Below are 21,166 nucleotides of genomic sequence, written 5' to 3'. Positions count from 1 at the left end.
ATTCAGGGGCCTTCCGTCAAAATCGCAACGACGGCCAGGCAATCGCCGGTCTTGATGAGACCGGGAAAATGACGCGCGGCAAGAACACCATCCAGCGCTGACCGATAGTCAAAAGGTGCAGACCCGGTGCGGCCGATCGGGTGAATCCGGGCAATGATCTCGCCGGCCGCAACCTGGTCGCCAAGATCCCTCAGCGGCTCGAAAAGCCCATCCGCCTCGGCAAAAACAAAACAATCCGACGACGGCATATCGAGCCATTGCGTCGCCTCGATTTCCGGCGAACCGGCAACGATTCCCGTATGCTTCAGCACGTTCAGGACGCCGCGCCTGGCAATGGAAGCCGTACGCGCTGATATGGTTCCACCGCCCGAAAGTTCGGTCGTCACAAAGACCTTGCCCATCTCTTCGGCTGCCGTGTCGTACATGCCGGCGGCATCGATCTCGATCATGCGCATGGAATAGGGGGCCGAGAATGCGCCCACGCCATCGAAGCAGGCTTTCTCCTGTCGCTTGTCCGGCAGAGCATGTGCTGCGGCGTAGGGCAGGAAATCAAGAGTACGACCACCCGAATGAAAATCGAGCACGATGTCAGCGAGCGGCAACAGGTAGCGCGTGAAGTAATCCGCTATCTTCTCGGTCACGCTGCCATCGGGTCGACCGGGGAAACTCCGGTTGAGATTGCCCTTGTCTATCGGTGAAGTGCGCGTCGCCGCCTGAAAGGCGGGATAGTTCATCGCCGGAACGATGATGATCCTACCCTTGACCTCGTCCGCCTTCAGCGTCCGGGCGAGATCGAAGAGCGCAACCGGCCCTTCATATTCATCGCCATGATTGGCGCCGGTCAAAAGCGCAGTCGGCCCTTCGCCGTTTTTGATGACGCAAACGGGGATCATGATCGAACCCCATGCGGAATCATCTCGAGACCAGGGCAAGCGTAGATGGCCATGCTGTATGCCGTCACGATCGAAATCGACGGTCGGAGTTACGGGAGATGGTCGTTTGACAATCGTCATGCTGTTCATCTCGACCGTCACTTCACCACAAGTTGGCGCGGAACACTGGAAAGGCACTCGACCCCGCTTTCAGTGATGACAATGCTTTCCGTAATCTCCATGCCCATGGTTTCAAGCCAGAGGCCCGTCATAAAGTGAAATGTCATGCCCGGGCGCAGCTCGTTGCGATCACCGGCGCGAAGGCTCATGGTCCGCTCGCCCCAGTCGGGCGGATAAGACAGACCGATCGAATAGCCCGTGCGGTTATCCTTGACGATCCCGTATTTCTTCAGGACTGCGAAGAAGGCGTTGGCAATATCCTCGCAGACATTGCCGGGCTTGGCGGCAGCAAGACCGGCCTCCATGCCCTCGAGCGTCGCCTTTTCCGCATCCAGAAAAGCTTGTGTTGGCTTGCCGAGGAAGACCGTTCGCGACAGTGGGCAATGATAGCGGCGATAACAGCCGGCGATTTCGAAGAAGGTGCCTTCGCCGCTCTTCATCGTCTTATCGTCCCAGGTCAGATGCGGAGCAGATGCATCCGCCCCAGACGGCAAAAGAGGCACGATGGCAGCGTAGTCGCCGCCGAAGCCGTCAACGCCGCGGATGCCGGCGTCGTAGATTTCCGCGACGAGATCGGACTTGCGAATACCGGGCTCCACCTTGTCGACGATCCGTCGGTGCATGGCCTCTACGATGCGTCCGGCCTTGCGCATATAGTCGAGTTCAGTTGCACTCTTGACGGCGCGCTGCCAGTTCACCAGCCCTTGCGCATCCTTGAAGTGCGCATTCGGCAAGTGCTTGACGAGCGAGGCATAGGCTGCGGCGGTGAACCAGTAATTGTCCATTTCGACGGCGATCGAGGCGTTCGACCAACCGCGCTCTTCGATCAGCTTGGACAGCAGGTCCATCGGATGACGCTCATTGGATTGAACGTAGTGATCCGGATAGCCGACGATGTTGTCGTGGGCGAGATAGGCCGTTCGTTTGGCGCCATTGGCATCCTGACCACGACCGAACCAGATCGGTTCGCCAGACCCAGGCACCACCACGCATTGATGCACATAGAAAGACCAGCCATCATACCCGGTCAGCCAATGCATATTGGAAGGATCGGTGACGATAACGAGATCGACACCGGCCTTTTCCATGGCGCGGCGCGTCCTGGTGAGCCGTTCGGCATATTCGGCGCGGGTGAAATTGAGGATCGGTTCGCTCACGCTGGGTCTCCTGATGCTTTCGCTGTTTCAATTGCCTGCCCCGCGCCGGCTGAGACGGCGCGGCGATACGCAAGCGTGGCAATGGCGGTGTCCTGCACACCGGTTCCGGTCAAATCGCAAAGGGTGATCGCCTCACGAGATCGGCGACCAGCCGCCTTGCCGACGACAATGGCGCCAAGTTCCGGAAAGTCGGTACTGTCAGTCACAAGTCCGGCGGCGATCGCATGATGAAGTTCACCAAGCCGGCGTGTCTGCTCCAGACTGTCGGCGACATAGGGTGCGGCTTTGACGATCGCACCCGGATCGATCTCGTTCTTATGCTCAGCATCGGAGCCCATGGCGGTGATGTGCTGGCCGGGCTCCAACCAGGCGGCGTCAACGATCGGCTCGGGCGAAGGCGTCGTGGTCACGATGATATCGGCACCACGGCAGGCTCGTTCGGCCTCCGCTTTCGCCGTTACGGGAAATCCGAGCTCCGCCGTCAGTTCCCCAGCGAGCTTTTCTGCTTTTGCCAGATCCCGCGCCCAGATCCGGGCGGTCTCGATCGGCCGCACGAGCGTAAGGGCACGTAACTGCAGGCGGGCTTGCATGCCGGCACCCAAAATTGCAGCAACCCGGGCATCCGGTCGAGATAGGTGTCGCGCGGCCACGGCGCCGGCGGCTGCGGTGCGCACGTCCGTCAGATAGCCGTTGTCGAGCAACAGCGCCTCGACGAGGCCCGTGTGCGCCGACAACAGCATCATCAATCCATTGGTGCTGGGCAGGCCAAGTGACGGATTGTTGAAGAAACCAGGACTCACCTTGATCGCGAAACTGTCGAGATCGGGGACATAAGCCGTCTTCACATCGACCTCGCCGCAATGGGCAGGGATATCCAGCCGCATGATCGGTGGCATTTTCACCGCTTTTGTCGCGAGCGACGCAAACGCCTGTTCAACGCAATCGACGGCATCTCCGTCGAGCAGGACAATTTTGCGAAGATCAGTTTCCGTGAGGATCCGCACACGGGTCATCGCGCCTCTCCGCTCTGGTACCCATCGACGATTGCGCGATGGGCAACAGGATCAATATTGCCGCCGGACACAACGACAACGAGCGGGCCATCAGCTTTGACTTTGCGTGCGAGTAAGGCCGCTATTCCGACTGCGCCCGCCCCTTCGACGGTCTCACCCTCAATTCTGGCTGCGTGGTGAATGCCCGCCGCAATCTCCTCCTCGCCAAGCAGGATGACATCGTCGAGAAGGTCGCGGCACATCTGGAAGGTAAGGCGGTTGTCCAAGCCAATGCCGCCGCCGAGCGAATCCGCCAGTGTTTCAACTTCCTGGACATTGGTCGGCACGCCCGCCGCTAGGCTTGCCGCCATCGCCGCTCCCCGCTCCATCGAAACGCCGACAATCCTTGCCGAAGATCGGCGGCCCTTGATCGCGGCCGCTACGCCCGATGCAAGCCCACCACCGGACAAAGGCACCAGGACGACAGCCGTCTTCGGCAAGTCGCTTGCAATCTCCAATCCGAGCGTTCCCTGGCCGGCGATTACAGCGGCATCGTCGAAGGGCGGCACGAAGTACATGCCCTTCTGGCGGACCAGGTGTTCGGCCTCAAGCATGGCATCGTCCTGTGAACGGCCAGCGGTGTGAATCTCTGCGCCGAGGTGTCTGATCGCCTCGACCTTGTTGGCGGGAACCAGTGTCGACATGCAAATCATCGCCCGTGCACCCAACGCCTTCGCGGCATAGGCGACGGCCCTGCCATGATTGCCGGTGGACGCCGTTATCAGCCCTCGCGAGCGCCTGCCCTGGTCCAGGCGCAGGATAGCGTTCGTGGCACCGCGCAGCTTGAAGCTGCCGGTCCTTTGATGGTTTTCCAGCTTGAGATATACCGCAACACCCGCACGCTCAGATAAGGCCAAAGAGGCCCGAAGCGGCGTTCGCAGCACATGAGCAGAAATCTGCTTCTGCGCGACCTCGATTTCGTGCAGGGTCACTGGCCTGGTCATGCCGCCGACCGATATCTTGCAATTAAAGCGACAGCTATCACCACGATCTTCAGCTTCTCCCGCATTGGACGCTCAAGGCAGCAGCGTGGGAGAGGTAATGTATCATGTCAATATTTATATTGTTTCATTACAATTATAGATTCGCGGTCCTTGGATTTTCATCCGGGCGCCTTTGTCTCGCCCACACCCCCTCCCATTCGTCGTTGCACAGCTTGCCGCCGGTGATTTGGCTGGAGAAATCCCCGAAATGGTCTGCTCTGGGACTTGTTTCCTGGCCGCTTACAATTTGGGAACAAACTTCCCGGATGGCCGTTCGTTCCCATGAGCAAAGAAGGAGGAACGACTGATGGATCATAGCAATCACATACGACTGACCGAGGATGAACTCACACAAGCCAATCTGGAGGGCGCATCCATCTATGGAACCGACGACCATAAGATCGGATCGGTTGATCACGTGCATGGAGCTGGCGGTGGCAGCAGCGTCGTGATCGACGTTGGCGGCTTCCTTGGTATCGGTGCAAAGCCGGTGTCGGTTCGAGTGACCGATCTCGACTTTATGCGTGACGAGAGCGGCCAGATCCATGGCGTGACATCATGGACCAAAGATCAGTTGAAGGCGCTGCCAGAGCATCACGATTAACACGCGAGCTCGACGGCAGCGCTGAACGCGTGGCTTGCAATTGAATGGCAGCGCGACGTCAACGTCATCTTTGGCGAGATATACGCCTTGCCACACCTGCATACATGGATGAGCGCAAAGAAGCGCCAATTGTTCCGGTTATCCGCATCCCCGCAGACAGCTGATGATCGAAGAGCTGCTCGATGATCAGATGCACCACCTGCTTTAGCTATAATGGCTGAATGGCTTCATCTGCCTATAAATCGGTGTGGGCCGCCGCTTGCAGCGCCGCCACAGCCGCAAGCGGCGGCCATCATGGATGTGCTCCTCTCCATTCAACCCATGAAGCGATGATCCAGAGCGTCAATGTAAGCTGTGGCCTTGCAGCGCGGTGGTTCACAAAGCCCACGCGCTCGACGCACCGTTCTCGGCGGGGCGGCGACGTTCCAAAATATCGCTTGCGCACGCTAAATAATTAGGTAAGTTACCTAACAAATGGAAGCGAGCGCATGATTGCTGGAATAGATATTGGCGGCACCAAAACGCAGATCATTGCCGAACTGAACGGCAATACCGTCGGCGAGGCGGTCGTAAAGACGGCCGAATGGCGGGGGCGCATCGATCACGATGCGGATGTGAGGACACTCGTCTCGCTGCTCATCGCGACTGCCGGAATGACGCCGGCGACCATTGTCGTCGGTGCGCACGGCTGCGACAGCGACGAGGATCGGTTGGCCCTGCAAGCAAGGCTGTCATCTCACTTGCGCGGCACGGTACTGGTTCTCAACGATTCCGAACTCCTCCTGCCTGCGGCGGGCAAAGTCAGCGGCATCTCGGTCATTAGCGGGACCGGGTCGATCGCTGTCTCGCGCGATGCGTTGCGAGGAATGATCGCTTCGGGTGGTTGGGGCTGGTATCTGGGCGACGAAGGCAGTGCCAGCGGGCTTGTGCGCGAGGCAGCAAGGACAGTGCGTTTTGCGCTCGATCAAGGGGAGGCCCTCGACCCGCTCGGTCGCAACCTGCTGGAGGCTCTCGCCGTCCCCTCGCCGATCGAACTCGGTCGGGCGCTGGGCGCAATCGGCTCTGCTGCCGGCATTGGCCGGTTTGCTCCGCTTGTCTTCGACGCTGCCGAAATGGGTTCAAGGCTCGCACAGAAGGTCATTGGGGACGCGGGCAAGTCGCTTGCGGTGCTGACCGAGCAATTGGTTCGACGTGGTGCTCCGCGTGGCGATGTCGTGACCGGGGGCGGTGTCATTGCCCGACAACCGCGTCTTCTTGCTGCATTTCAATCCGCGCTAGCGGACCGCCTGCCGGATTTAACTCTGACCTTGCTGCACGGGCACCCCATCATGGGGGCAATCGTATTGGCGCGTAAGCTCCGCGTGGGCGACCTGCCGGAAACCCTACCGCTGCCGCACATCGACGGCACTTTGAAAAGCCCCGGCGATTGGAGAGTGGCATGACCTCCCAGAAAGTCATTCCGGCACGAAACTGGGGGCAACGCGCGGCTGCAGCGCTGCTGATTGCCCTCGTCGCCCTGCTCCTATTCATGGTCGGCACCAGCCGCCACATCAGCTGGTCGGCCATACCCCAATATATTTTCGACGAAACGATCCTCGACGGGATCCGGCTGACGATCCTCTTTACCGTCTTGTCGATGATCATCAGCATCATCGCCGGCGCGATCCTTGCAATGCTGCGGCTGTCGCCAAATCCGATTCTCGCCGGCTTTGCCAGTCTCTACATCTGGTTCTTTCGCGGTACGCCGTTGCTGGTGCAGATCATTTTCTGGTTCAATATCCAGCTGTTCATACCCAGTATCGATGTCGGCGCGATCCACATCGACATGAACGTGATCATCAACGCTTTCGTTGCCGCGCTCCTCGCCCTCAGCCTCAACGAGGCGGCCTATATGGCCGAGATCATGCGCGGCGGGCTGATGGCGGTCGACAATGGGCAGAATGAGGCTGCCAAGGCGCTCGGCTACACGCCGACCCAAGCCATGCTTCGCATCATTTTCCCGCAAGCGCTTCGCGTCATCATCCCGCCGATCGGCAATCAGACGATCTCGATGTTGAAGACGACTTCGCTCGTCTCGGTGGTTGCAGCCCAGGATCTGCTGACGCGCGCGCAGAACATTTACGCCAGGAATTTCCTGATCATCGAACTGCTGATCGTGGCAAGCATCTGGTACCTCGTGATGACGACGATCGCCTCAGCCATCCAGTTCGTCATCGAGCAACGGCTCGGGAAATCCACCAATCAAGCATCTGGTCTGTTGCAAAGCGCCCTTCGCCTGATGCGCGCCGAAGGGAGAAACGGATGAACGCTCCAGATAGTCGGCCGGCAGCCCAGCCCATCGTCGAGGCAATCGATGTTCACAAATCGTTCGGCTCGCTCGAGGTGCTCAAAGGCATCAATCTCTCGGTCAACAAAGGCGAGGTCGTCTGCCTGCTCGGCCCCTCGGGAAGCGGCAAGTCGACCTTTCTTAGATGCATCAATCATCTGGAGCGCATGACGAGCGGCCGAATTCTCGTCGATGGACGGCTGATCGGCTATCACGAACGCGGCGGCGCGCTCCATGAAATGAGCGGCAAGGAGCTTGCCGCCCAGCGCCGTGACATCGGCATGGTGTTCCAACGCTTCAACCTCTTTGCTCACCAGGACGTGCTCACAAACATCTCGCAGCCGCCGATCCTCAATCGCGGCAAATCCCGCGAGGACGCGTTCGCCCACGCCCGCGGGCTCTTGAAGATGGTGGATCTCGAAGGACGCGAGGGCGCCTATCCCTATCAGCTCTCCGGAGGCCAGCAGCAGCGCGTGGCGATTGCCCGGGCACTGGCAATGAACCCGAAGCTCATGCTCTTCGACGAGCCGACCTCCGCACTTGATCCCGAACTCGTCGGCGAAGTCCTGAACGTCATGCGCAAGCTTGCGGCGGATGGAATGACGATGATCGTGGTGACCCACGAACTCTCCTTTGCCCGCGAAGTCGCCGATCGGATCGTCTTCATGGATCAGGGCGTGGTGGTAGAGGATGGCCCGGCGCGCGAAGTTCTCGACAACCCCAAACAAGAAAGGACCCAGGCTTTCTTGAGGCGGATGCACTGACCGAAAAGGCAGGCACCGGAACAAGGCCGCACGTCCTTCACGTGCATGAGGAAAAAAGGGGAATAGCAATGACAGGGAAGACAAATCTGACAATCATACTCGCTGCGGCGGCATTGCTTGCGAGCTCAACGGCCTGGGCGGCCGGCGTCGATCAAAAGCTGCACGACATGCTGCCCGAAAAGATCAAGTCGGCAGGCGAAATCAAGGTCGGCACGGAACCGCAAACGCCGCCCTACGATTTCTACGGCGAAGACAACAAGACGATCATCGGTCTGGAACGTGAGCTGCGCGACGAGATGGGCACTCGCCTCGGCGTGAAGTTTACCGACGTCCCGGCTCAATTCGCCAGCATCATTCCAGGCATCCAGGCCGGCCGCTTTGATATGGGCATGTCGGCGTTCGGCGATTTTGCCGAGCGTGAAAAGATCGTCGATGTCGTCAATTATATGCTCGAGGGCACCAGCATCATCGTGCTCGAAGGCAATCCGAAGGGCGTGCATAAACTGAAGGATGCCTGCGGTTTGAATGCCGGCGCGGTTCAAGGTTCGATCCCGCTTCAGCTTCTCGACAAGCAGAAGACGCTCTGCCCGGCCGACAAGCCGCTCAATGTCATGCAGTTCCCCGCGAACGATCAGATCAAGATCGCGCTTCAGAGTGGGCGCGTCGATCTCTCAATGGATACGACAGGCGTTGCAGCCTACAGCCTTCAACACCAGCCCGAAGGTAACAAGAAACTCGCACTCGTCAGTGGCACTCAATATGCCGTCGGCTATCAGGCGATGCTCGTCGGCAAGGAGAGTCCGCAACTGCGCGATGCCCTCTCGGCCACCATGCAGTCGATGATCGACGACGGCTCCTACGCCAAGATCTTCGAAAAATGGGGGCTCGGCGACAACAAGCTCGACAAGGTCACCATCAATGATGCGGCGCGCTTTGCCGACTACATGAAGCTGGATTGATATCCGGCAGATCAGCGGCGGCCGTGACATCACCGGCCGCTGCTTCCTTCCAAACATACGGGAATGATCATGACAGAAAGAGTGCCTTATCGCGAAGCGATCGCGCTTCAGCCAGCCGCCCTGCAAGCCTGCTTCGACGCCGTTTCGAAGCGGCTGGAAATGCTCGACCTCAAGCCCGTAAGCATTGGTCCGACGGTCCTCCTGGGGATCGGCGCAAGCCTCTCTGCGGCTGTCGCGGCTGCAGCACAAATGCGCGCGCAAGGTATCCGGGCCTTTGCCTTGCCAGGCACCGATCTTTATGATCCGTCCATCGACGCCGGGAGTGCCTATATCGCCTTTTCGGCATCAGGCCGCAGCGAAGAGCCCGCCCGGGCCATGGAGCTTCGCCCCAACGCACACACCTATGGCATCGCCAAGGCGGATGGCACGCCGATTTCCCGCGTCGTCAAACATATGGTCGCGACCGATAGCGGCGCCGACAGCGGTCCGAATACAACAAGCTATCTTGGCTCACTGCTCACAGCGGCGTTAATTGCCGACAGAGCTGGACGTCCCTCCACAACGAACTGGACCGAGATATCGGCTCGCGCCGGGGCTGTCTTGAAGACGACGCGCGCCCAGGCGGACAAGGGCGCCAGGCTTCTCGCGGCCAAGAAATCCATCGACTGTGTCGGAGCAGGCGTCGCTTTCGGCACGGCCGGCTACGCAGCACTTCTCATCCGCGAGGCAGCACGCGTGGCGGCCCAGGACTGGGATACGCTCAACTTCCTGCATGGGCCGATGGAGCCGAACGACCGGGATAGCGGCGTGCTGCTGTTCGGCAACGGGCGAGAGGTCAAGCTGGCACAGGATCTCGCCGGCTTTGGCATCCCCTCGGTTCTGGTGACCTCACGTGCCGATGTCGCCGATGCAGACAATCTGGTGGTCATTCACGTTCCGGCCTTCTCGGACGGGATTGGTGACGCAATCCTGCAGGCTATTCCGGCGCAATTGCTCATTGCTACACTGTCGGAAGACGCAGGTCTGCCGGTCTGCGAATTTCGTTATCGCCAGACCGATACCAAGCGTGACATCTGACTTTCTTCAAAGGCTGATCTGATCCACTGTCAGTGTCCCAGGATAGAGGAAGGCAGGCTTTCCTTCCTCTCCCAGCAACCTGGCCATGGCAAAATCGATGGCAAGACGCACGGCGCCGAGAACCGTTGCCTGGTTTGACAGTTGGCCGCTGACCACTTCCACCGGCCAGCATAATTCTTTCACGACATCTCTGACACCCGGCAGCAGTTGTGGATTTTGCCCAACGCCGCCGCCAAGCACGATCAATTGCGGATCGAGCACGCTCACGCAGGCCGCCGCCAGGTTTCCGACATCGCGGGCATGCTGCTCGACAATGGCGCGCGCGGTTGGGGATTGCTCGACGCGAGCAAAGAGATCGCTGGTGCTTTCCGGCGGCTTGCCTTCTTCGGGGCGCCAACTTGCTGCAGCGCGTTCCAGCAGTGCGGCTGACCCCATATAGGTTTCCACGTGCTGCCATTTTGGCCGCTCCTGCTCGGACCAGGGAAACGGCAGATGACCGATCTCGCCTGCGCCGCCCCTGAAGCCGCGGAAGAGGCGTCCATCAAGGACGATACCCATGCCGGTCTTCACACCGATCTGCATGTAGATCGCAAACGAATGCTGCTTTGCCGCTCCCTCGTGATATTCGGCAAGGGCTGCGCAATTAACGTTGTTCTCGAGGAGTACCGGCGCACGATAACTGGACTGCAGCCGTTCCAGAATGGGAAGCAGTGTCTCGCGCCCAAACATCCTCTCCAGTGACGCAGAAATGATATTGGGAAGTGCGATGACCAGGGCGCGGAGCGGCGTCGCTCGAGCTTCGAACTGCAACAGCAGCTGTTCGACGACATCCTCGATCAGCAGGAACCGTTCAGCGGCGGATTTGTCGACCAGTTGTTTTCCTGCTGTTGCTAGCGTCGTCCCGTCAAGGCCGCGGGCAATCGCGTTGATATGGGTCGTGCCGCAATCGATGCCAACGACAAAGCCGGCCTTTGGACCGAGCCCGTAAGTGATCGATGTTCGGCCGACCGATCCGCGATTGATGCCTGCCGGAGCAACAAGATCGTGGCGCTCGAGTTCGCTGACGGCTGCCGACATGGTTGGTTTGGAGAACATCAGCGCGGCGCTCAATTGGGGTCTGGTGGCAGGCCCCGTACCCGCAATCGTCCGTAGCACCGCCCGCGCACTCTCCGTCAGCGGCGGCGCATCAATTCCGATCTGTTGCTGTGTAGTGATCAAAAGACACCCGGAGCCAAGAAGCCATTCGTAAAGCTTCCTTACCATTGCTATAGTGAGATTGACAGTCATATCCTATTGAAAAATATGGCGTGGTGGGTCGAACCGGTTGGCGCATTTCGTTCGAAGAACGGTATGCCGTTGCGGACCGTTCTACGCAGGCGATGTGCCACTTGGCTGGGGAGAGGTCGACGACGGTGAGTCGATCCGCGCCATTCATCGTGCCGCCGATCTCGGTATCCGCGTCTTCGATACGGCTTCGAACTATGGGGCGGGTCACTCTGAAAAAATTGTCGGGAAAGCTATCGGTGTTAAGTTGCGCAACGATTTGACCCATTTTTCCGTTTTGCGCTAACCCAACTTCTCGGTCGCATAGCCCTGAAAGGTTTCACATATCAGACAGAACCTTGGGCAACTTCGAAATGCAAACAGGGGGACAAACTGGGGTGGAAATCAACACGCCGGTCGCCTCTGATATTTTGGCACAACGGTTATTGGAGGAGATTTGAGGGAAGCCTTTGCCTCACCATTCGTGCCTCGCAGCGACAACTCAAAAGTGGCAAGTCAAATACGAGTTTTGGCAAGATCATCGCGCGTCATCCCGAAATGGTCGAGCACGATATCGACATTGCGCTTGTTTGCCTTGAAATAGACGTCGAATAAGTCACCGAGGATCGGCACACTGCCACCGAATGTGTCGATGCCAACGTTGATCAGCATGCCAAGCAGCTTTTCCTTGGGCACTCCAAGTCGCCTTGCCTCGTTGACGAGCACGAGGCTGATAGCCGCCCCCGCCGCGTCGCCCAGTCCCGGAGCCAGCCCTAACACGGAGTCCGCTCCAAATCGAATACGGGTGAAGGGGATCGTAACCGCGGTATCCATGAGGGTTGCAACCGCTGCCATTCGCCGGAGACGGCGATTGCGGTCGAAGGTATCATCATAGCCGTGGTAGGCGGATGCCGTTGCCATTGCCAGAACTCCGATAGTTGAAACGGCCGATAAGCGTCACCGCGGAACCTCAATTGGTCCGAATTGGCCGGGCGTTGCCAATGCTCCCGCCGGTAAATGGGGTCGCAGCCGGACGAGTTCAATTCGGAGTCTGATGTTTCGATCCCTGGCTCATTGCCACGGCGGATGTTGGAAACCCGCATCGTCCCTGCAAGGGACAATCTCCACCCCCAACGACACCGCTTCCCACAGCTGATTATCCTGCTTGGGCAGCCTCTCGATAGGCTAAGTGTTCAATTCTATGTGAAATTCACCTTGATCGCTATTTTTGCAATAACTCGCAAGTGGTCCAGAATAATGAAGCTCTTGATAGGCCGGTATCCGCACAATAGGGTCAGCGCCAAGCGGCAGAGTGGGTAAAATCACTGCGCTGAGCAACAAACATGATGAGTTTGGTCTGGCTGATGTTCGCGCGCAACAACGCTGACTAGATAGAATTGGAAGGAGTGTCCGGCGTGTCTTTGCTCTACGATCAATCAGCCGGCTACTCGCAGCCAACGCTCACGGGGTCGAGAGTTGTTCTCCGGCCAATGACAGTGAACGATGGCACTCGCCTTTTGCAGGCGGCCAGCGACGGCACTCTGTGGGAGCTTAAATTCACTGTCATTCCCGGACCGGAAACCATCAAAGGCTACATCGTTGCTGCGCTGAGAGGGGCTCAGGAAGGTACCGTGATGCCATTTGTGATAGAAGATGCAGTGAGCGGCACAGCGCTTGGAAGCACACGGCTCTGGAAGATTGACCACGCCAACCGAAAGCTTGAGATTGGCCATACTTGGCTTAGCGTTTCGATGCAGGGAACGGGAGTTAATACTGAGGCGAAATATTTATTGCTGACTTATGCCTTTGAAGTTCTCCACTGCGTCCGGGTCCAATTTACGACCGACGAAATCAACGAGAAGTCACGGGCAGCCATCTTGCGTATCGGCGCTACGCAAGAAGGGATTGTGCGGCACGAGCGCATTATGCCAGATGGTCGCAAAAGAAACTCCGTTCGCTTCAGCATCATCGACGATGAGTGGCCGCAGGTAAAGGCAGCGCTCGAACGGAAGCTTATTGGTTAAGCGCGGCTTGCTCCGATGCTGCGCACCGTCGCCTGCAATCATTGGCGTGGCCATGTTTTTCGATCAGGAAATACGAAGCAAACGTGTGATGGCCGGAAAAGCGCGTTCATGGGCATAAAGAGCCGTGTGTTCGCAACGCATATCGAAGCACATGGTGCAATAGGTGTTCCCGCTGGAAATGGATGGCCGGATCATACAAGATCTTATCAGCGCGATTGAAACAATTGCTCTTGAAAGGAATCGAACCATCTTCCTCCCGATCGGAAGCGACGACCATCTGGAGATGCATTAATTCAGTTCATGGAAACTGCGACGGTTTCAGACCGGCCTCCTCCTCTAAGATCGCCCATCACCTCATCAGTTGCATCAGGCTTGAGTTCAGCACCAATGTTCTACCGCGTCACAGAGCAGGCGGCATTTACCATCGCAAAAACCGCCTGCCGGCAATGTAACCGATCGTCACGACGATCAGAGTGGCCAGGGGATACCAGGTCACGACGAACAGCGGGCTGTCATCGAAGCAATTCATGGCGTAAAGCGTGGCAGCGATGCCGACGGAAACGAGCGCTGCCAGCACACCGGCGAGCCCCGGATTTTCCGGTGCACCCTGGCGCATCGCAAGGAAGAGGAAAAAGCCCGGCAGCAGCGAGAGCGCGGGAATGATCGTCAGGCAATGCAGCGCGTTATGGCCGATCAGCTTTCCGAGCCAGAGATCCGAAGGCGTCACGAACAGTTCCACGATGGCGGCCGCCACCAGCAGGAGCGGCGCAATCAACAGCAGCCAGCGCCGGCTGCCCGGATTGCTGCCGGGCCGCAGCATCGTTCCGGTCAGCGACACGGCCGTTGCGAACAAGGATATGGTCACAACAAACTTGAAAAGGAACCGGATCGTCTCGATCGCCTGGCCGATATCGTGCCGGAATCCCAGTGTCGAGAAGAACGCCACGGCGGCAACCAGCGCTCCAGCGGCCACCGCACCGGACAGCGCGAGCGTCAAATTGACCGGCCGCCGCGTATCCTGCGCCATCAGGCTGATGAGATCCTCTGTTTTCACACAACCAATTCCCAACTCGATGATCCAATAGGGGTGGATCGCACTGACAAACATCATTCGATGCAGATATGGTGCTTCAAGACCACAGCAGCAATCGTAGTAACGACCTTTCCACCACGTTGCCACTAGGCAACAAGAAAAGCGCTTTCGTTCCGAATACCTACCAGCGCAGCAGATTGTGTCCGAGGAACGCGCCTGTCGCCACGACGGCCGATATGGCGACAGGATACCAGAGAAGCACGAAAAGCGGGCTGTCGTCATCGCAGTTCGCCGCGTAAAAGGTCGCAGCAATCCCTGCCGACATCAGGCCGGCCGCGGCGCCGGCAAGCACCGGCTTTGATGGAGCTCCGTGTCTCAGCGCGACGATAAAGCAAGCCAAGGGGCCTAGCGAGAGCGCGGGAATGATTGTCAGGCAGAGCCTCGAATTGTGCCCGATCATGCGGACGGCCCAAGTCGACGACGGCATGACCGAGACCTCGAATGCTGCCGCCCCGACAGCCAGGATCAGCGGCAGCAGCAATCCCCAGGTCTGCAGCCGCAACGATAGTCCTGGCTTACCGATGCGGAACATGACCAGACCGCCGCTAACCGCCAACGCAATGGCGATGACGAATTTAAACAGGAAGCGACCCGTGTCGATTGCCGTATCTATATCAGTCCGGAAGCCGATGACCGAGAAAAATGCGATAGCCGCAATCAGGACTGCAGCAATCGTCGCCTGCTGAAGTAGATGGTTGAGGTGTGAGCGAACCGGCACATCCTGGACAATCAGCGCGATGAGGTTGTTCGTTTTCATTTCACCTGCCCCGAATAGAGAGCGGACAAGGCCCTCAATGCCCTATGCAGCGATACGCGCACAGCCACTTCCGTCATCCTGAGGCGCTCCGCCGTCTCGCGCACGGTCGAGCCTTCGATCGAGATCGACTGCACGATCGTTTTCTGCGGATCCTTCAGATGTCCCAACATCCGGTCGATGTCCATTCTGTCGACTGCGTCGATACGTTCGTCGCTTTCAAGCGTCGCGATGACATCTTCCAGAGGAATACTGACCTGCCGCCCCCTCCGCCGAAGACTGTCGATCAGCTTGTTGCGCACGAGGGTCGCCATCCACGGCCCTAGAGGCCGGGTCAGATCCCAGGTACCTCGCTTGAGATGTATAGCCAGCAACACTTCCTGAACCACGTCTTCGGCCTCGCTTGTCGGCGCGCCGAATTGTTCGCACCGCTTGCGGGCAATCACGCGCAAGTGCGGCGTGATTGCCGTTAGCAGTTTGTGGTAGGCCCGGCCGTCACCCGCAATTGCGGACCGCATCCAGGAAGCCCATTGTTCTTCGCGCGCCAGATCTTTCATCCGACACACCCTATCTCGGCAAAAAGGGGGCAGTTGTTACAAGAGATGCCGTATTTTTTTGGAGAGGACACGAGATCGTAGCCTTGAGACCCTGCAGGAAACTGCATTTCTTCATGATCAAGCCGGTTCCAGTTGCTTTGGTGCGTCGGGTTCAAGGAGCGCGAAAATAGGCCTCACGAGCCCCTCCAGGAGCTCCTTTTCAGGCCGGGTGCGTGCGAGAACCCGCACGCCAAGGAGTGCCCCCAAGAGCGTGCGTGCTAGGTCGGCTGCAGCCTGGCGATTTCCGATGCTGCCGTCTGCCTGCCCCCTCTGGATACAGCGCAGAAAGAAGCCTTCGACCTGAACTAGGACGCCTGCCACAACGCGCTGAAACTCCTCATCATGCGGTGCAACCTCCAGAGCGGAATTAACCAGCATGCAGCCTTTCCGCTTGGTATCGCTCAGGGAACGGGCGATGATCTCGCCAAAGAATGCACCGATTGCCTCGCGAGACGGCCTCGATTCGAAGCGCCCGACGCGATCCACAAAACTATGCTCGACATAGAAATCCAGAGCCCGACGATAAACCGCGCGCTTGTCGCCAAACGCATTGTAGACGCTGGCGGTCGTCAGCCCCATGGCCTGGGCGAGATCGCGGATCGACGTCGCTTCGTATCCCCTTTCCCAGAACTGCTCAACCGCCAGCTCCAGCACTTTCTCTTCATCGAATTCTCTTGGCCGGGCCATGCCTTCGTCTCTTGGAAATTTGATCGTGCTACCAACATTATCGCGAACCTCACGACATGGATTTTATAACGTTTGATTTAAAACGCAATCGCAGCAATTATCTCGCTGTGTCAGCCGCCCTCGATCGTCGCATCGTCTCCGGCCCGAAGGCGTTCATTCCGGAGCCCGCCGACGCTTGTTCCGAAACCTTGATCTGCTTTTGCAACCTCAGCGGCGCGGAAGTGCGCCGTCAAGAAACGCCATGACATGTTTCCAGTTTTCGGCAGCACCTCGCGGATCCTCGTCAGTCCGCAGCGTCGATGATCCGTGCACGCCGATCGCCGGAATATATTGAACCGCCCTGTGGCCGGGTACTGCTCTTGCCAGCGCCTCGCCGCTCGATACCTCGCTGCTGTCGGGTGCGGAAGTGATGAAGACCGGAATGGAGAGGCTCGCCGCCGCCTTTTCGATCGAATAGCCCCGGATATATTCGGCCGGAGAAAAGGCAAGCAACGCCTTCACCTCGGGATGCTGTGCCGCAGCGATGAAAACGAGCGCCGATGAATAGCTCGATCCCCAGACCGCAAGCGGGCCTGAGTGTTTGGTATTGCCATAGGCGATGGCGGCCTCCAGATCGGGAAGAGCATCGGCATAGTTGGCCCTGCCTCTGGCCTTGGCCGCCGTTTCGTTGACGTGTCCCCAAAGGTCACCGCCGGAGCGCTGGTCGATCGCGAGGGTCGCAAAGCCCGCCTTGTTGAGAACAGGCGCCAGTGGCGCATACTCGTTTCTGTTGGAGCCTGCCATGTGAAACAGCAGGATGGTGCCGCGCGGCTTGCCTTCGGCCTCGCGAAAATCTCCGTATATCTTCACGCCATCCTTCGCATCGAAGGATACCGGTTCGGCGCTTGCCGGAACAGCAAGCATCGGGCTCAGCACCGCGACGGCGGCGAGCAAAATGGACCGGAACGAACTCATATCTTCTCCCATACGAAATCATGGTGACGACACCCATACGGGCAAGCGTGCCTGCCTGTTACAATGGCAGGGGCAATAGCGGGGGCAGGCCCCCTTCTGCCGATCACGAAGGCGTGAGGCTGTAACAACATCCGCCATACCGGCGAAATCTCGATATGCGCCTGGATGGTCCGGCGCGGTGCCGCATTGGGAGGCTTATCATGAAATATCCGGCCAGGATCGGCGGATCTGTCCTATCGTCTTTACTTATCGCCGCCGCGGCGGCGCCTGCGTCGCCAGCTGACCATCAGCCGACGGTCGTGGAACTGTTCACCAGCCAAGGCTGCTCGTCCTGCCCGCCGGCCAATGCCAACCTCATCAAGATCAACAATCGCAAGGACGTTCTGGCTCTCAGCTTCTCGGTGACATACTGGGATTACCTTGGCTGGAGGGATACGTATGGACGACCCGAATTCACCGAGCGCCAAGTCACCTACGAGCCTTCTCTGAAACAGGCGGGACCCTATACACCGCAAATGGTCATCAACGGCAGCGCGACGACCGTCGGAAATGATCTATCCGAGATCCAGTCCCTGCTCGACGCGACGCCTCCCCTGCAGGGCCCCATGCTGACCCTTAACCGGGACCGTATCGAAATCGGCTCGGGGTCGCTAGCTGGAGACGCCGATGTCTGGCTGGTGCGATACGATCCCCGGATCGCGGCCGTTCCGGTCGCACGGGGTGAAAACAGCGGCGCGACGCTGCAGCACACCCATGTGGTTCATCGCCTCGAGCGACTTGGTACGTGGGACGGGCATAGCGCCAGCTTCTCCCTGCCCGGGCCGGATGCCGGTTTGAAGACGGCGGTGCTGCTGCAGCGGCCAAATGGCGGGCCAATCCTCTCAGCCATTACGGATTGACGGGCCACTTCCGCTTTAGAACCCGACATTGAATTGCCGCTCGAACGGCGCGTTGCTCCGCTTATCTCGCCGGCGGATAGTTGGACGGAAATAGCGCTCGCTTCGTTTCCTCGTCATTCACGCGCTTGAAGGCATGGTCCTTGCCCGTCTCGCGCGCTCGGACAACAGCCGGGCGCGCATCAATCGTCTCGAAAAGCCGCTGCAGATTCGGAAAAGACGCGAGCGGATTGTCGGTTCCCTTGAGCACCCGCGAGGCCCGATCGAGCCAGCCCCAGGCCGACATATCGGCAATGGTATAGGTATCGCCGACGATAAACGTCCGCCCTTCGAGATGATCGTTGAGAACCTGATAGTGGCGCTCCGCCTCGCGACGGTAGCGATTGACGGCGTAGTCGAGCCCAGCAGGAGCGGCATGCTGAAAATGCACCGCCTGGCCGGAGAAGGGACCAAGACCGGAGGCGAGGAACAGAAGCCAGGACAAAAGCTCGGGCCGATCCTCCGCCGAACCGAGAAACCTGCCGGTCTTCTCGGCGAGATAGATCAGGATCGCGGTCGAATCGAAGACGCGGGCTTCCTTGCCCCCAGGACCATCCGTGTCGACGATAGCAGGCACCTTGCCATTGGGATTGATGGCCCGAAACCAGTCCGAATGCTGTTCGCCCTTGCTCGTGTCGACGGGCTTCAGCTCGTAAGGGAGCTCGGTCTCCGCCAGGAAGAGCGCCACCTTGGCGGGATTGGGCGTCGGATGAAAATAGAAGCGGATCATCGATTGTCTCCCATGGTTTGCTTGCGCCTGCCGCCTTGCTTGCCTCGAACGGCGATGGCAGGCAATGATCGCCGTTCATGGCTGGAAGTGCCCTCTTGTTGGCAATCAGCACCGTTTTATTTCGATCGTTTTAAAACATAAGCGAGCGCCGATCAAATTAAGGTTGGAAACCAAAGCGATGACGCTCAAAAAGGTTTGGTCACAGCAAGCCAGGCAATCATCGCAAACGCGAGAAGAATGGCCACTGGCGCTGCAGCGAAGAGCGGATGAACTGGCCTTTCGTCCCGTAACAGGCGCTTCAGCGCCAATCCTTCGAGGCTGTGCAATCCGGTTAGAAAGACGGCGGGGATCATCTTCAGCATGAGCCAGGGCGAACTGTCCCACCCGGCGCCAAAGGCCATGGCAAATCCCGCCATCCAGACGGTGGCGAGCGCCGGTGTCGTCACGAAGCCATCCCAACGCAGGAGCGCTTCTCCATACCGGCCCATCTCCTTGCCGCTCGCCCCCGTGGCAGCCATCCGCAAGGCAAAGGCCATCGCCAACATGCCGCTAATCAGTATCACGACGGCAAAGACATGCAGCGCTTTGATGTAGAGATACATTAGCCATCGGCCTTGCGGCTGGTGAGGAGATCGGGAATCTCGGCCAGCGAATGAACCGTGATATCCGCCGCGTTATCCAACGTCTCGGCCTTGCCGCGCATCAGGCTGAAAAAGAACCGTTCGTCCAGACCGGTGCCAGCTAACGGTACCCGAGGACTGTCTGCGATGGTGCGCGCCACGCTGATGACGGTGAAGCCAAAGCTCTTCGCGCCGCAAATATCAAATCCGTTGGACGATACGAAAGCCACTTGCCCGCGCGAGATGCCAAGCCCTTCTTCAACACGCATATAGGCAGCCGGGGCTGGTTTGAAGGCGCGTTTCTCATCGACGCTGAGGATATGGTCGAGCGCCGTATCGAGCCCGGATTTGGTGGCAAGCGTCGACAACATCTCGGGGCTGCCATTCGAAAGGATGACGCGCTGACAGGCGGCGAGCCGTCCAAGGCACTCCAGTACATCGTCGTATGGCTTCAGATCGAGATAACTTGCGGCGACGTCCTCCAGAAGCTGTCCGCCGGCGCTGAGGTCAAGGGAGCGAAGGGTATACTCGAGCGAGCGTAGAGTGATCGACCAGAAATCCTCATACCGTTCCATGAGCGTGACCAGCCATGAATATTCCAGCTGTTTCATCCGCCAAATGGCGGTGATCAGGCTGCCGCGACCGGGAAATGCGGCTTCGACGGCCCCTTCGACCGACTGGACATCGTAGAGCGTCCCGTAGGCGTCGAAAACGACTGCCTTGATTTCCCGACCGTCGATGGTCCTCTTACTGGATGCTTGCATTTCGCCAGCCTCTCAATGTGCCGCCAAGGATGCCGGCATCAATATCAAGCTGTTACGGTCGTGGCCGGCTATAATTTTCAGCGGGATGCCCGCAGTCACCTTGAGCGGCTCCGGAAACGGATGCAAGACCTGTAGCCAACCACCATCGGAATAGTCGTCGGGATGATTGGAAAACTCGATACCCTCTGCAAGATCGATCCTCATCCACTGCACGATCCCGACCGCCGTTCCATCCGCACTGACCGGAACATCGATGAGACGAATGTCTTCGGCATGTCTTGGACATGTGAGGTCGATGGTCTGAAGTTCGATATCAGGCGAGAGTCGCCTCCATTCCGTCATCGTGCCGTGAATCGGCAGGCGGTTGGCGCCAAGTCGCGTAAATTCCGACACGTCGAACCCGGACACCGCGCCCACGAACGCATAGTTACCAAGCACATCACTCTCGACCAGGCAACCAATGGCACTCGCTACCCGCGGGATGATTGTCGCACCTTCGCTTATCAGTCGTACATGGGCGTCTTCAAACGTATCGAGGACGTTCTCGGCCAAGAGATCACTCGACAGAATTTCGGAGACGAGAATGCCCGCGCGCTCCTGCATGTCGCGTCCGATAACCAGATCCGTCGATACCTTGTTGACCACGCTTACGCGGTTCGAAAGTCCATTCTGTTCAATGATGCGTTCGGCCGTTTCCGCGATTACCGGCACCACCTCACACGCAACCACGTTCGTCGCACCCGCGCGTGCCGCCATCATCGACAACAAGCCG

The 21,166-nt window shown here is 58.7% G+C and carries 22 protein-coding genes and 2 pseudogenes; 9 read left to right on the top strand and 15 right to left on the bottom strand.

The window, feature by feature from the left end:
- Positions 1-2: 2 nt before the first annotated feature.
- Genes doeB through eutB form a run of 4 tightly spaced genes read right to left on the bottom strand, consistent with a single transcriptional unit; the run spans position 3 to position 4,205 of the window.
- Positions 3-1,022 carry a N(2)-acetyl-L-2,4-diaminobutanoate deacetylase DoeB gene (doeB, locus tag A6U86_RS24580; RefSeq protein ID WP_068396525.1) on the bottom strand — a complete coding sequence of 340 codons (1,020 nt, stop codon included), beginning with the start codon at positions 1,020-1,022 and terminating at the stop codon, positions 3-5.
- Between the two features lie 8 nt (positions 1,023-1,030).
- A complete protein-coding gene (doeA, locus tag A6U86_RS24575; RefSeq protein WP_068396478.1) occupies positions 1,031-2,209 on the bottom strand; it encodes an ectoine hydrolase DoeA in 1,179 nt (392 codons plus the stop codon).
- The gene (gene eutC / locus A6U86_RS24570) at positions 2,206-3,222 is read right to left on the bottom strand and encodes an ectoine utilization protein EutC (protein ID WP_068396475.1); all 1,017 of its coding nucleotides are present in this window, start codon (positions 3,220-3,222) and stop codon (positions 2,206-2,208) included. The genes doeA and eutC overlap by 4 nt, the downstream gene beginning before the upstream one ends.
- Positions 3,219-4,205, bottom strand: a complete 987-nt coding sequence (eutB, locus tag A6U86_RS24565; protein ID WP_068396472.1) for a hydroxyectoine utilization dehydratase EutB — start codon at positions 4,203-4,205, stop codon at positions 3,219-3,221. Before eutB ends, eutC begins: the two co-directional genes overlap by 4 nt.
- A gap of 346 nt (positions 4,206-4,551) precedes the next feature.
- On the opposite strand from eutB, the gene A6U86_RS24560 reads away from it, so the two are divergent.
- The 6 genes from A6U86_RS24560 to A6U86_RS24535 all read left to right on the top strand — a co-directional run bounded on the left by A6U86_RS24560 (position 4,552) and on the right by A6U86_RS24535 (position 9,974).
- On the top strand, positions 4,552-4,848 hold the full coding sequence (locus A6U86_RS24560) for a PRC-barrel domain-containing protein (RefSeq protein ID WP_068396469.1): 297 nt from the start codon (positions 4,552-4,554) through the stop codon (positions 4,846-4,848).
- A gap of 488 nt (positions 4,849-5,336) precedes the next feature.
- Complete coding sequence (locus A6U86_RS24555) at positions 5,337-6,290, top strand: N-acetylglucosamine kinase (protein ID WP_068396466.1); 954 nt, start codon at positions 5,337-5,339, stop codon at positions 6,288-6,290.
- The gene (locus A6U86_RS24550; protein ID WP_068396463.1) at positions 6,287-7,153 is read left to right on the top strand and encodes an amino acid ABC transporter permease; all 867 of its coding nucleotides are present in this window, start codon (positions 6,287-6,289) and stop codon (positions 7,151-7,153) included. The genes A6U86_RS24555 and A6U86_RS24550 overlap by 4 nt, the downstream gene beginning before the upstream one ends.
- A complete protein-coding gene (locus A6U86_RS24545) occupies positions 7,150-7,938 on the top strand; it encodes an amino acid ABC transporter ATP-binding protein (RefSeq protein WP_068396460.1) in 789 nt (262 codons plus the stop codon). The genes A6U86_RS24550 and A6U86_RS24545 overlap by 4 nt, the downstream gene beginning before the upstream one ends.
- A gap of 68 nt (positions 7,939-8,006) precedes the next feature.
- Positions 8,007-8,897 (top strand): ABC transporter substrate-binding protein, encoded by an 891-nt coding sequence (locus A6U86_RS24540; protein ID WP_068396457.1) that lies wholly within the window; start codon positions 8,007-8,009, stop codon positions 8,895-8,897.
- Between the two features lie 69 nt (positions 8,898-8,966).
- Positions 8,967-9,974, top strand: coding sequence for an SIS domain-containing protein (locus tag A6U86_RS24535; RefSeq protein WP_068396522.1), 1,008 nt, complete (start codon positions 8,967-8,969; stop codon positions 9,972-9,974).
- A gap of 6 nt (positions 9,975-9,980) precedes the next feature.
- On the opposite strand, the gene A6U86_RS24530 is transcribed toward A6U86_RS24535, so the two are convergent.
- Positions 9,981-11,069 carry an ROK family protein gene (locus A6U86_RS24530; RefSeq protein WP_158008779.1) on the bottom strand — a complete coding sequence of 363 codons (1,089 nt, stop codon included), beginning with the start codon at positions 11,067-11,069 and terminating at the stop codon, positions 9,981-9,983.
- 265 nt (positions 11,070-11,334) lie between these two features.
- Here A6U86_RS24530 and A6U86_RS34900 point away from each other — a divergent pair.
- A pseudogene (locus A6U86_RS34900) lies at positions 11,335-11,499 on the top strand (aldo/keto reductase); the annotation flags it as partial.
- 254 nt (positions 11,500-11,753) lie between these two features.
- Here the strand turns inward: A6U86_RS34900 and A6U86_RS24520 are convergent.
- Positions 11,754-12,158, bottom strand: a complete 405-nt coding sequence (locus A6U86_RS24520) for a DUF4112 domain-containing protein (protein WP_068396451.1) — start codon at positions 12,156-12,158, stop codon at positions 11,754-11,756.
- 494 nt (positions 12,159-12,652) lie between these two features.
- On the opposite strand from A6U86_RS24520, the gene A6U86_RS24510 reads away from it, so the two are divergent.
- Entirely contained in the window at positions 12,653-13,261 is a 609-nt protein-coding gene (locus A6U86_RS24510) for a GNAT family N-acetyltransferase (protein WP_244510082.1), read from the top strand.
- A 418-nt stretch (positions 13,262-13,679) separates the two neighbouring features.
- On the opposite strand, the gene A6U86_RS24505 is transcribed toward A6U86_RS24510, so the two are convergent.
- The 5 genes from A6U86_RS24505 to A6U86_RS24485 form a co-directional block, all read right to left on the bottom strand.
- Complete coding sequence (locus A6U86_RS24505) at positions 13,680-14,315, bottom strand: NrsF family protein (protein ID WP_068396517.1); 636 nt, start codon at positions 14,313-14,315, stop codon at positions 13,680-13,682.
- Positions 14,316-14,475: 160 nt separating this feature from the next.
- Complete coding sequence (locus tag A6U86_RS24500; RefSeq protein WP_068396442.1) at positions 14,476-15,111, bottom strand: NrsF family protein; 636 nt, start codon at positions 15,109-15,111, stop codon at positions 14,476-14,478.
- Entirely contained in the window at positions 15,108-15,665 is a 558-nt protein-coding gene (locus A6U86_RS24495; protein ID WP_068396439.1) for a sigma-70 family RNA polymerase sigma factor, read from the bottom strand. The genes A6U86_RS24500 and A6U86_RS24495 overlap by 4 nt, the downstream gene beginning before the upstream one ends.
- A gap of 117 nt (positions 15,666-15,782) precedes the next feature.
- Entirely contained in the window at positions 15,783-16,391 is a 609-nt protein-coding gene (locus A6U86_RS24490; protein WP_068396436.1) for a TetR/AcrR family transcriptional regulator, read from the bottom strand.
- 207 nt (positions 16,392-16,598) lie between these two features.
- Positions 16,599-17,345, bottom strand: coding sequence for an alpha/beta hydrolase (locus A6U86_RS24485; RefSeq protein ID WP_068396514.1), 747 nt, complete (start codon positions 17,343-17,345; stop codon positions 16,599-16,601).
- A gap of 200 nt (positions 17,346-17,545) precedes the next feature.
- On the opposite strand from A6U86_RS24485, the gene A6U86_RS24480 reads away from it, so the two are divergent.
- On the top strand, positions 17,546-18,244 hold the full coding sequence (locus tag A6U86_RS24480) for a thioredoxin family protein (RefSeq protein ID WP_068396511.1): 699 nt from the start codon (positions 17,546-17,548) through the stop codon (positions 18,242-18,244).
- A 61-nt stretch (positions 18,245-18,305) separates the two neighbouring features.
- Here the strand turns inward: A6U86_RS24480 and A6U86_RS24475 are convergent, their stop codons facing one another.
- The 4 genes and pseudogenes from A6U86_RS24475 to A6U86_RS24460 form a co-directional block, all read right to left on the bottom strand.
- Positions 18,306-19,010 carry a glutathione S-transferase family protein gene (locus tag A6U86_RS24475; RefSeq protein ID WP_068396434.1) on the bottom strand — a complete coding sequence of 235 codons (705 nt, stop codon included), beginning with the start codon at positions 19,008-19,010 and terminating at the stop codon, positions 18,306-18,308.
- 185 nt (positions 19,011-19,195) lie between these two features.
- A complete protein-coding gene (locus A6U86_RS24470) occupies positions 19,196-19,612 on the bottom strand; it encodes a CopD family protein (RefSeq protein WP_068396432.1) in 417 nt (138 codons plus the stop codon).
- Positions 19,612-20,394: a haloacid dehalogenase type II gene (locus A6U86_RS24465; protein WP_068396427.1), complete on the bottom strand. Its 783-nt coding sequence runs from the start codon at positions 20,392-20,394 to the stop codon at positions 19,612-19,614. Before A6U86_RS24465 ends, A6U86_RS24470 begins: the two co-directional genes overlap by 1 nt.
- Before the next feature lie 12 nt (positions 20,395-20,406).
- Positions 20,407-21,166: pseudogene (locus A6U86_RS24460) on the bottom strand (RNA methyltransferase); the annotation flags it as partial.

This window comes from Rhizobium sp. AC27/96, from assembly GCF_001692325.1.
Lineage (GTDB): Bacteria > Pseudomonadota > Alphaproteobacteria > Rhizobiales > Rhizobiaceae > Rhizobium.
Note: the sequence above shows the minus strand (reverse complement) of the source record. Positions and strands in the feature narration are given on the sequence as shown.

Bases quoted from the DNA above. Each gene is read 5' to 3' on its own strand.
- doeB (WP_068396525.1), bottom strand. From the start codon at position 1,022: ATGAACAGCATGACGATTGTCAAACGACCATCTCCCGTAACTCCGACC.
- A6U86_RS24555 (WP_068396466.1), top strand. From the start codon at position 5,337: ATGATTGCTGGAATAGATATTGGCGGCACCAAAACGCAGATCATTGCC.
- A6U86_RS24465 (WP_068396427.1), bottom strand. From the start codon at position 20,394: ATGCAAGCATCCAGTAAGAGGACCATCGACGGTCGGGAAATCAAGGCA.
- A6U86_RS24520 (WP_068396451.1), bottom strand. From the start codon at position 12,158: ATGGCAACGGCATCCGCCTACCACGGCTATGATGATACCTTCGACCGC.
- A6U86_RS24540 (WP_068396457.1), top strand. From the start codon at position 8,007: ATGACAGGGAAGACAAATCTGACAATCATACTCGCTGCGGCGGCATTG.
- eutC (WP_068396475.1), bottom strand. From the start codon at position 3,222: ATGACCCGTGTGCGGATCCTCACGGAAACTGATCTTCGCAAAATTGTC.
- A6U86_RS24530 (WP_158008779.1), bottom strand. From the start codon at position 11,069: ATGTTCTCCAAACCAACCATGTCGGCAGCCGTCAGCGAACTCGAGCGC.
- A6U86_RS24485 (WP_068396514.1), bottom strand. From the start codon at position 17,345: ATGAGTTCGTTCCGGTCCATTTTGCTCGCCGCCGTCGCGGTGCTGAGC.
- A6U86_RS24490 (WP_068396436.1), bottom strand. From the start codon at position 16,391: ATGGCCCGGCCAAGAGAATTCGATGAAGAGAAAGTGCTGGAGCTGGCG.
- A6U86_RS24475 (WP_068396434.1), bottom strand. From the start codon at position 19,010: ATGATCCGCTTCTATTTTCATCCGACGCCCAATCCCGCCAAGGTGGCG.
- A6U86_RS24560 (WP_068396469.1), top strand. From the start codon at position 4,552: ATGGATCATAGCAATCACATACGACTGACCGAGGATGAACTCACACAA.
- A6U86_RS24480 (WP_068396511.1), top strand. From the start codon at position 17,546: ATGAAATATCCGGCCAGGATCGGCGGATCTGTCCTATCGTCTTTACTT.
- A6U86_RS24550 (WP_068396463.1), top strand. From the start codon at position 6,287: ATGACCTCCCAGAAAGTCATTCCGGCACGAAACTGGGGGCAACGCGCG.
- A6U86_RS24500 (WP_068396442.1), bottom strand. From the start codon at position 15,111: ATGAAAACGAACAACCTCATCGCGCTGATTGTCCAGGATGTGCCGGTT.
- A6U86_RS24545 (WP_068396460.1), top strand. From the start codon at position 7,150: ATGAACGCTCCAGATAGTCGGCCGGCAGCCCAGCCCATCGTCGAGGCA.
- A6U86_RS24470 (WP_068396432.1), bottom strand. From the start codon at position 19,612: ATGTATCTCTACATCAAAGCGCTGCATGTCTTTGCCGTCGTGATACTG.
- A6U86_RS24535 (WP_068396522.1), top strand. From the start codon at position 8,967: ATGACAGAAAGAGTGCCTTATCGCGAAGCGATCGCGCTTCAGCCAGCC.
- eutB (WP_068396472.1), bottom strand. From the start codon at position 4,205: ATGACCAGGCCAGTGACCCTGCACGAAATCGAGGTCGCGCAGAAGCAG.
- A6U86_RS24495 (WP_068396439.1), bottom strand. From the start codon at position 15,665: ATGAAAGATCTGGCGCGCGAAGAACAATGGGCTTCCTGGATGCGGTCC.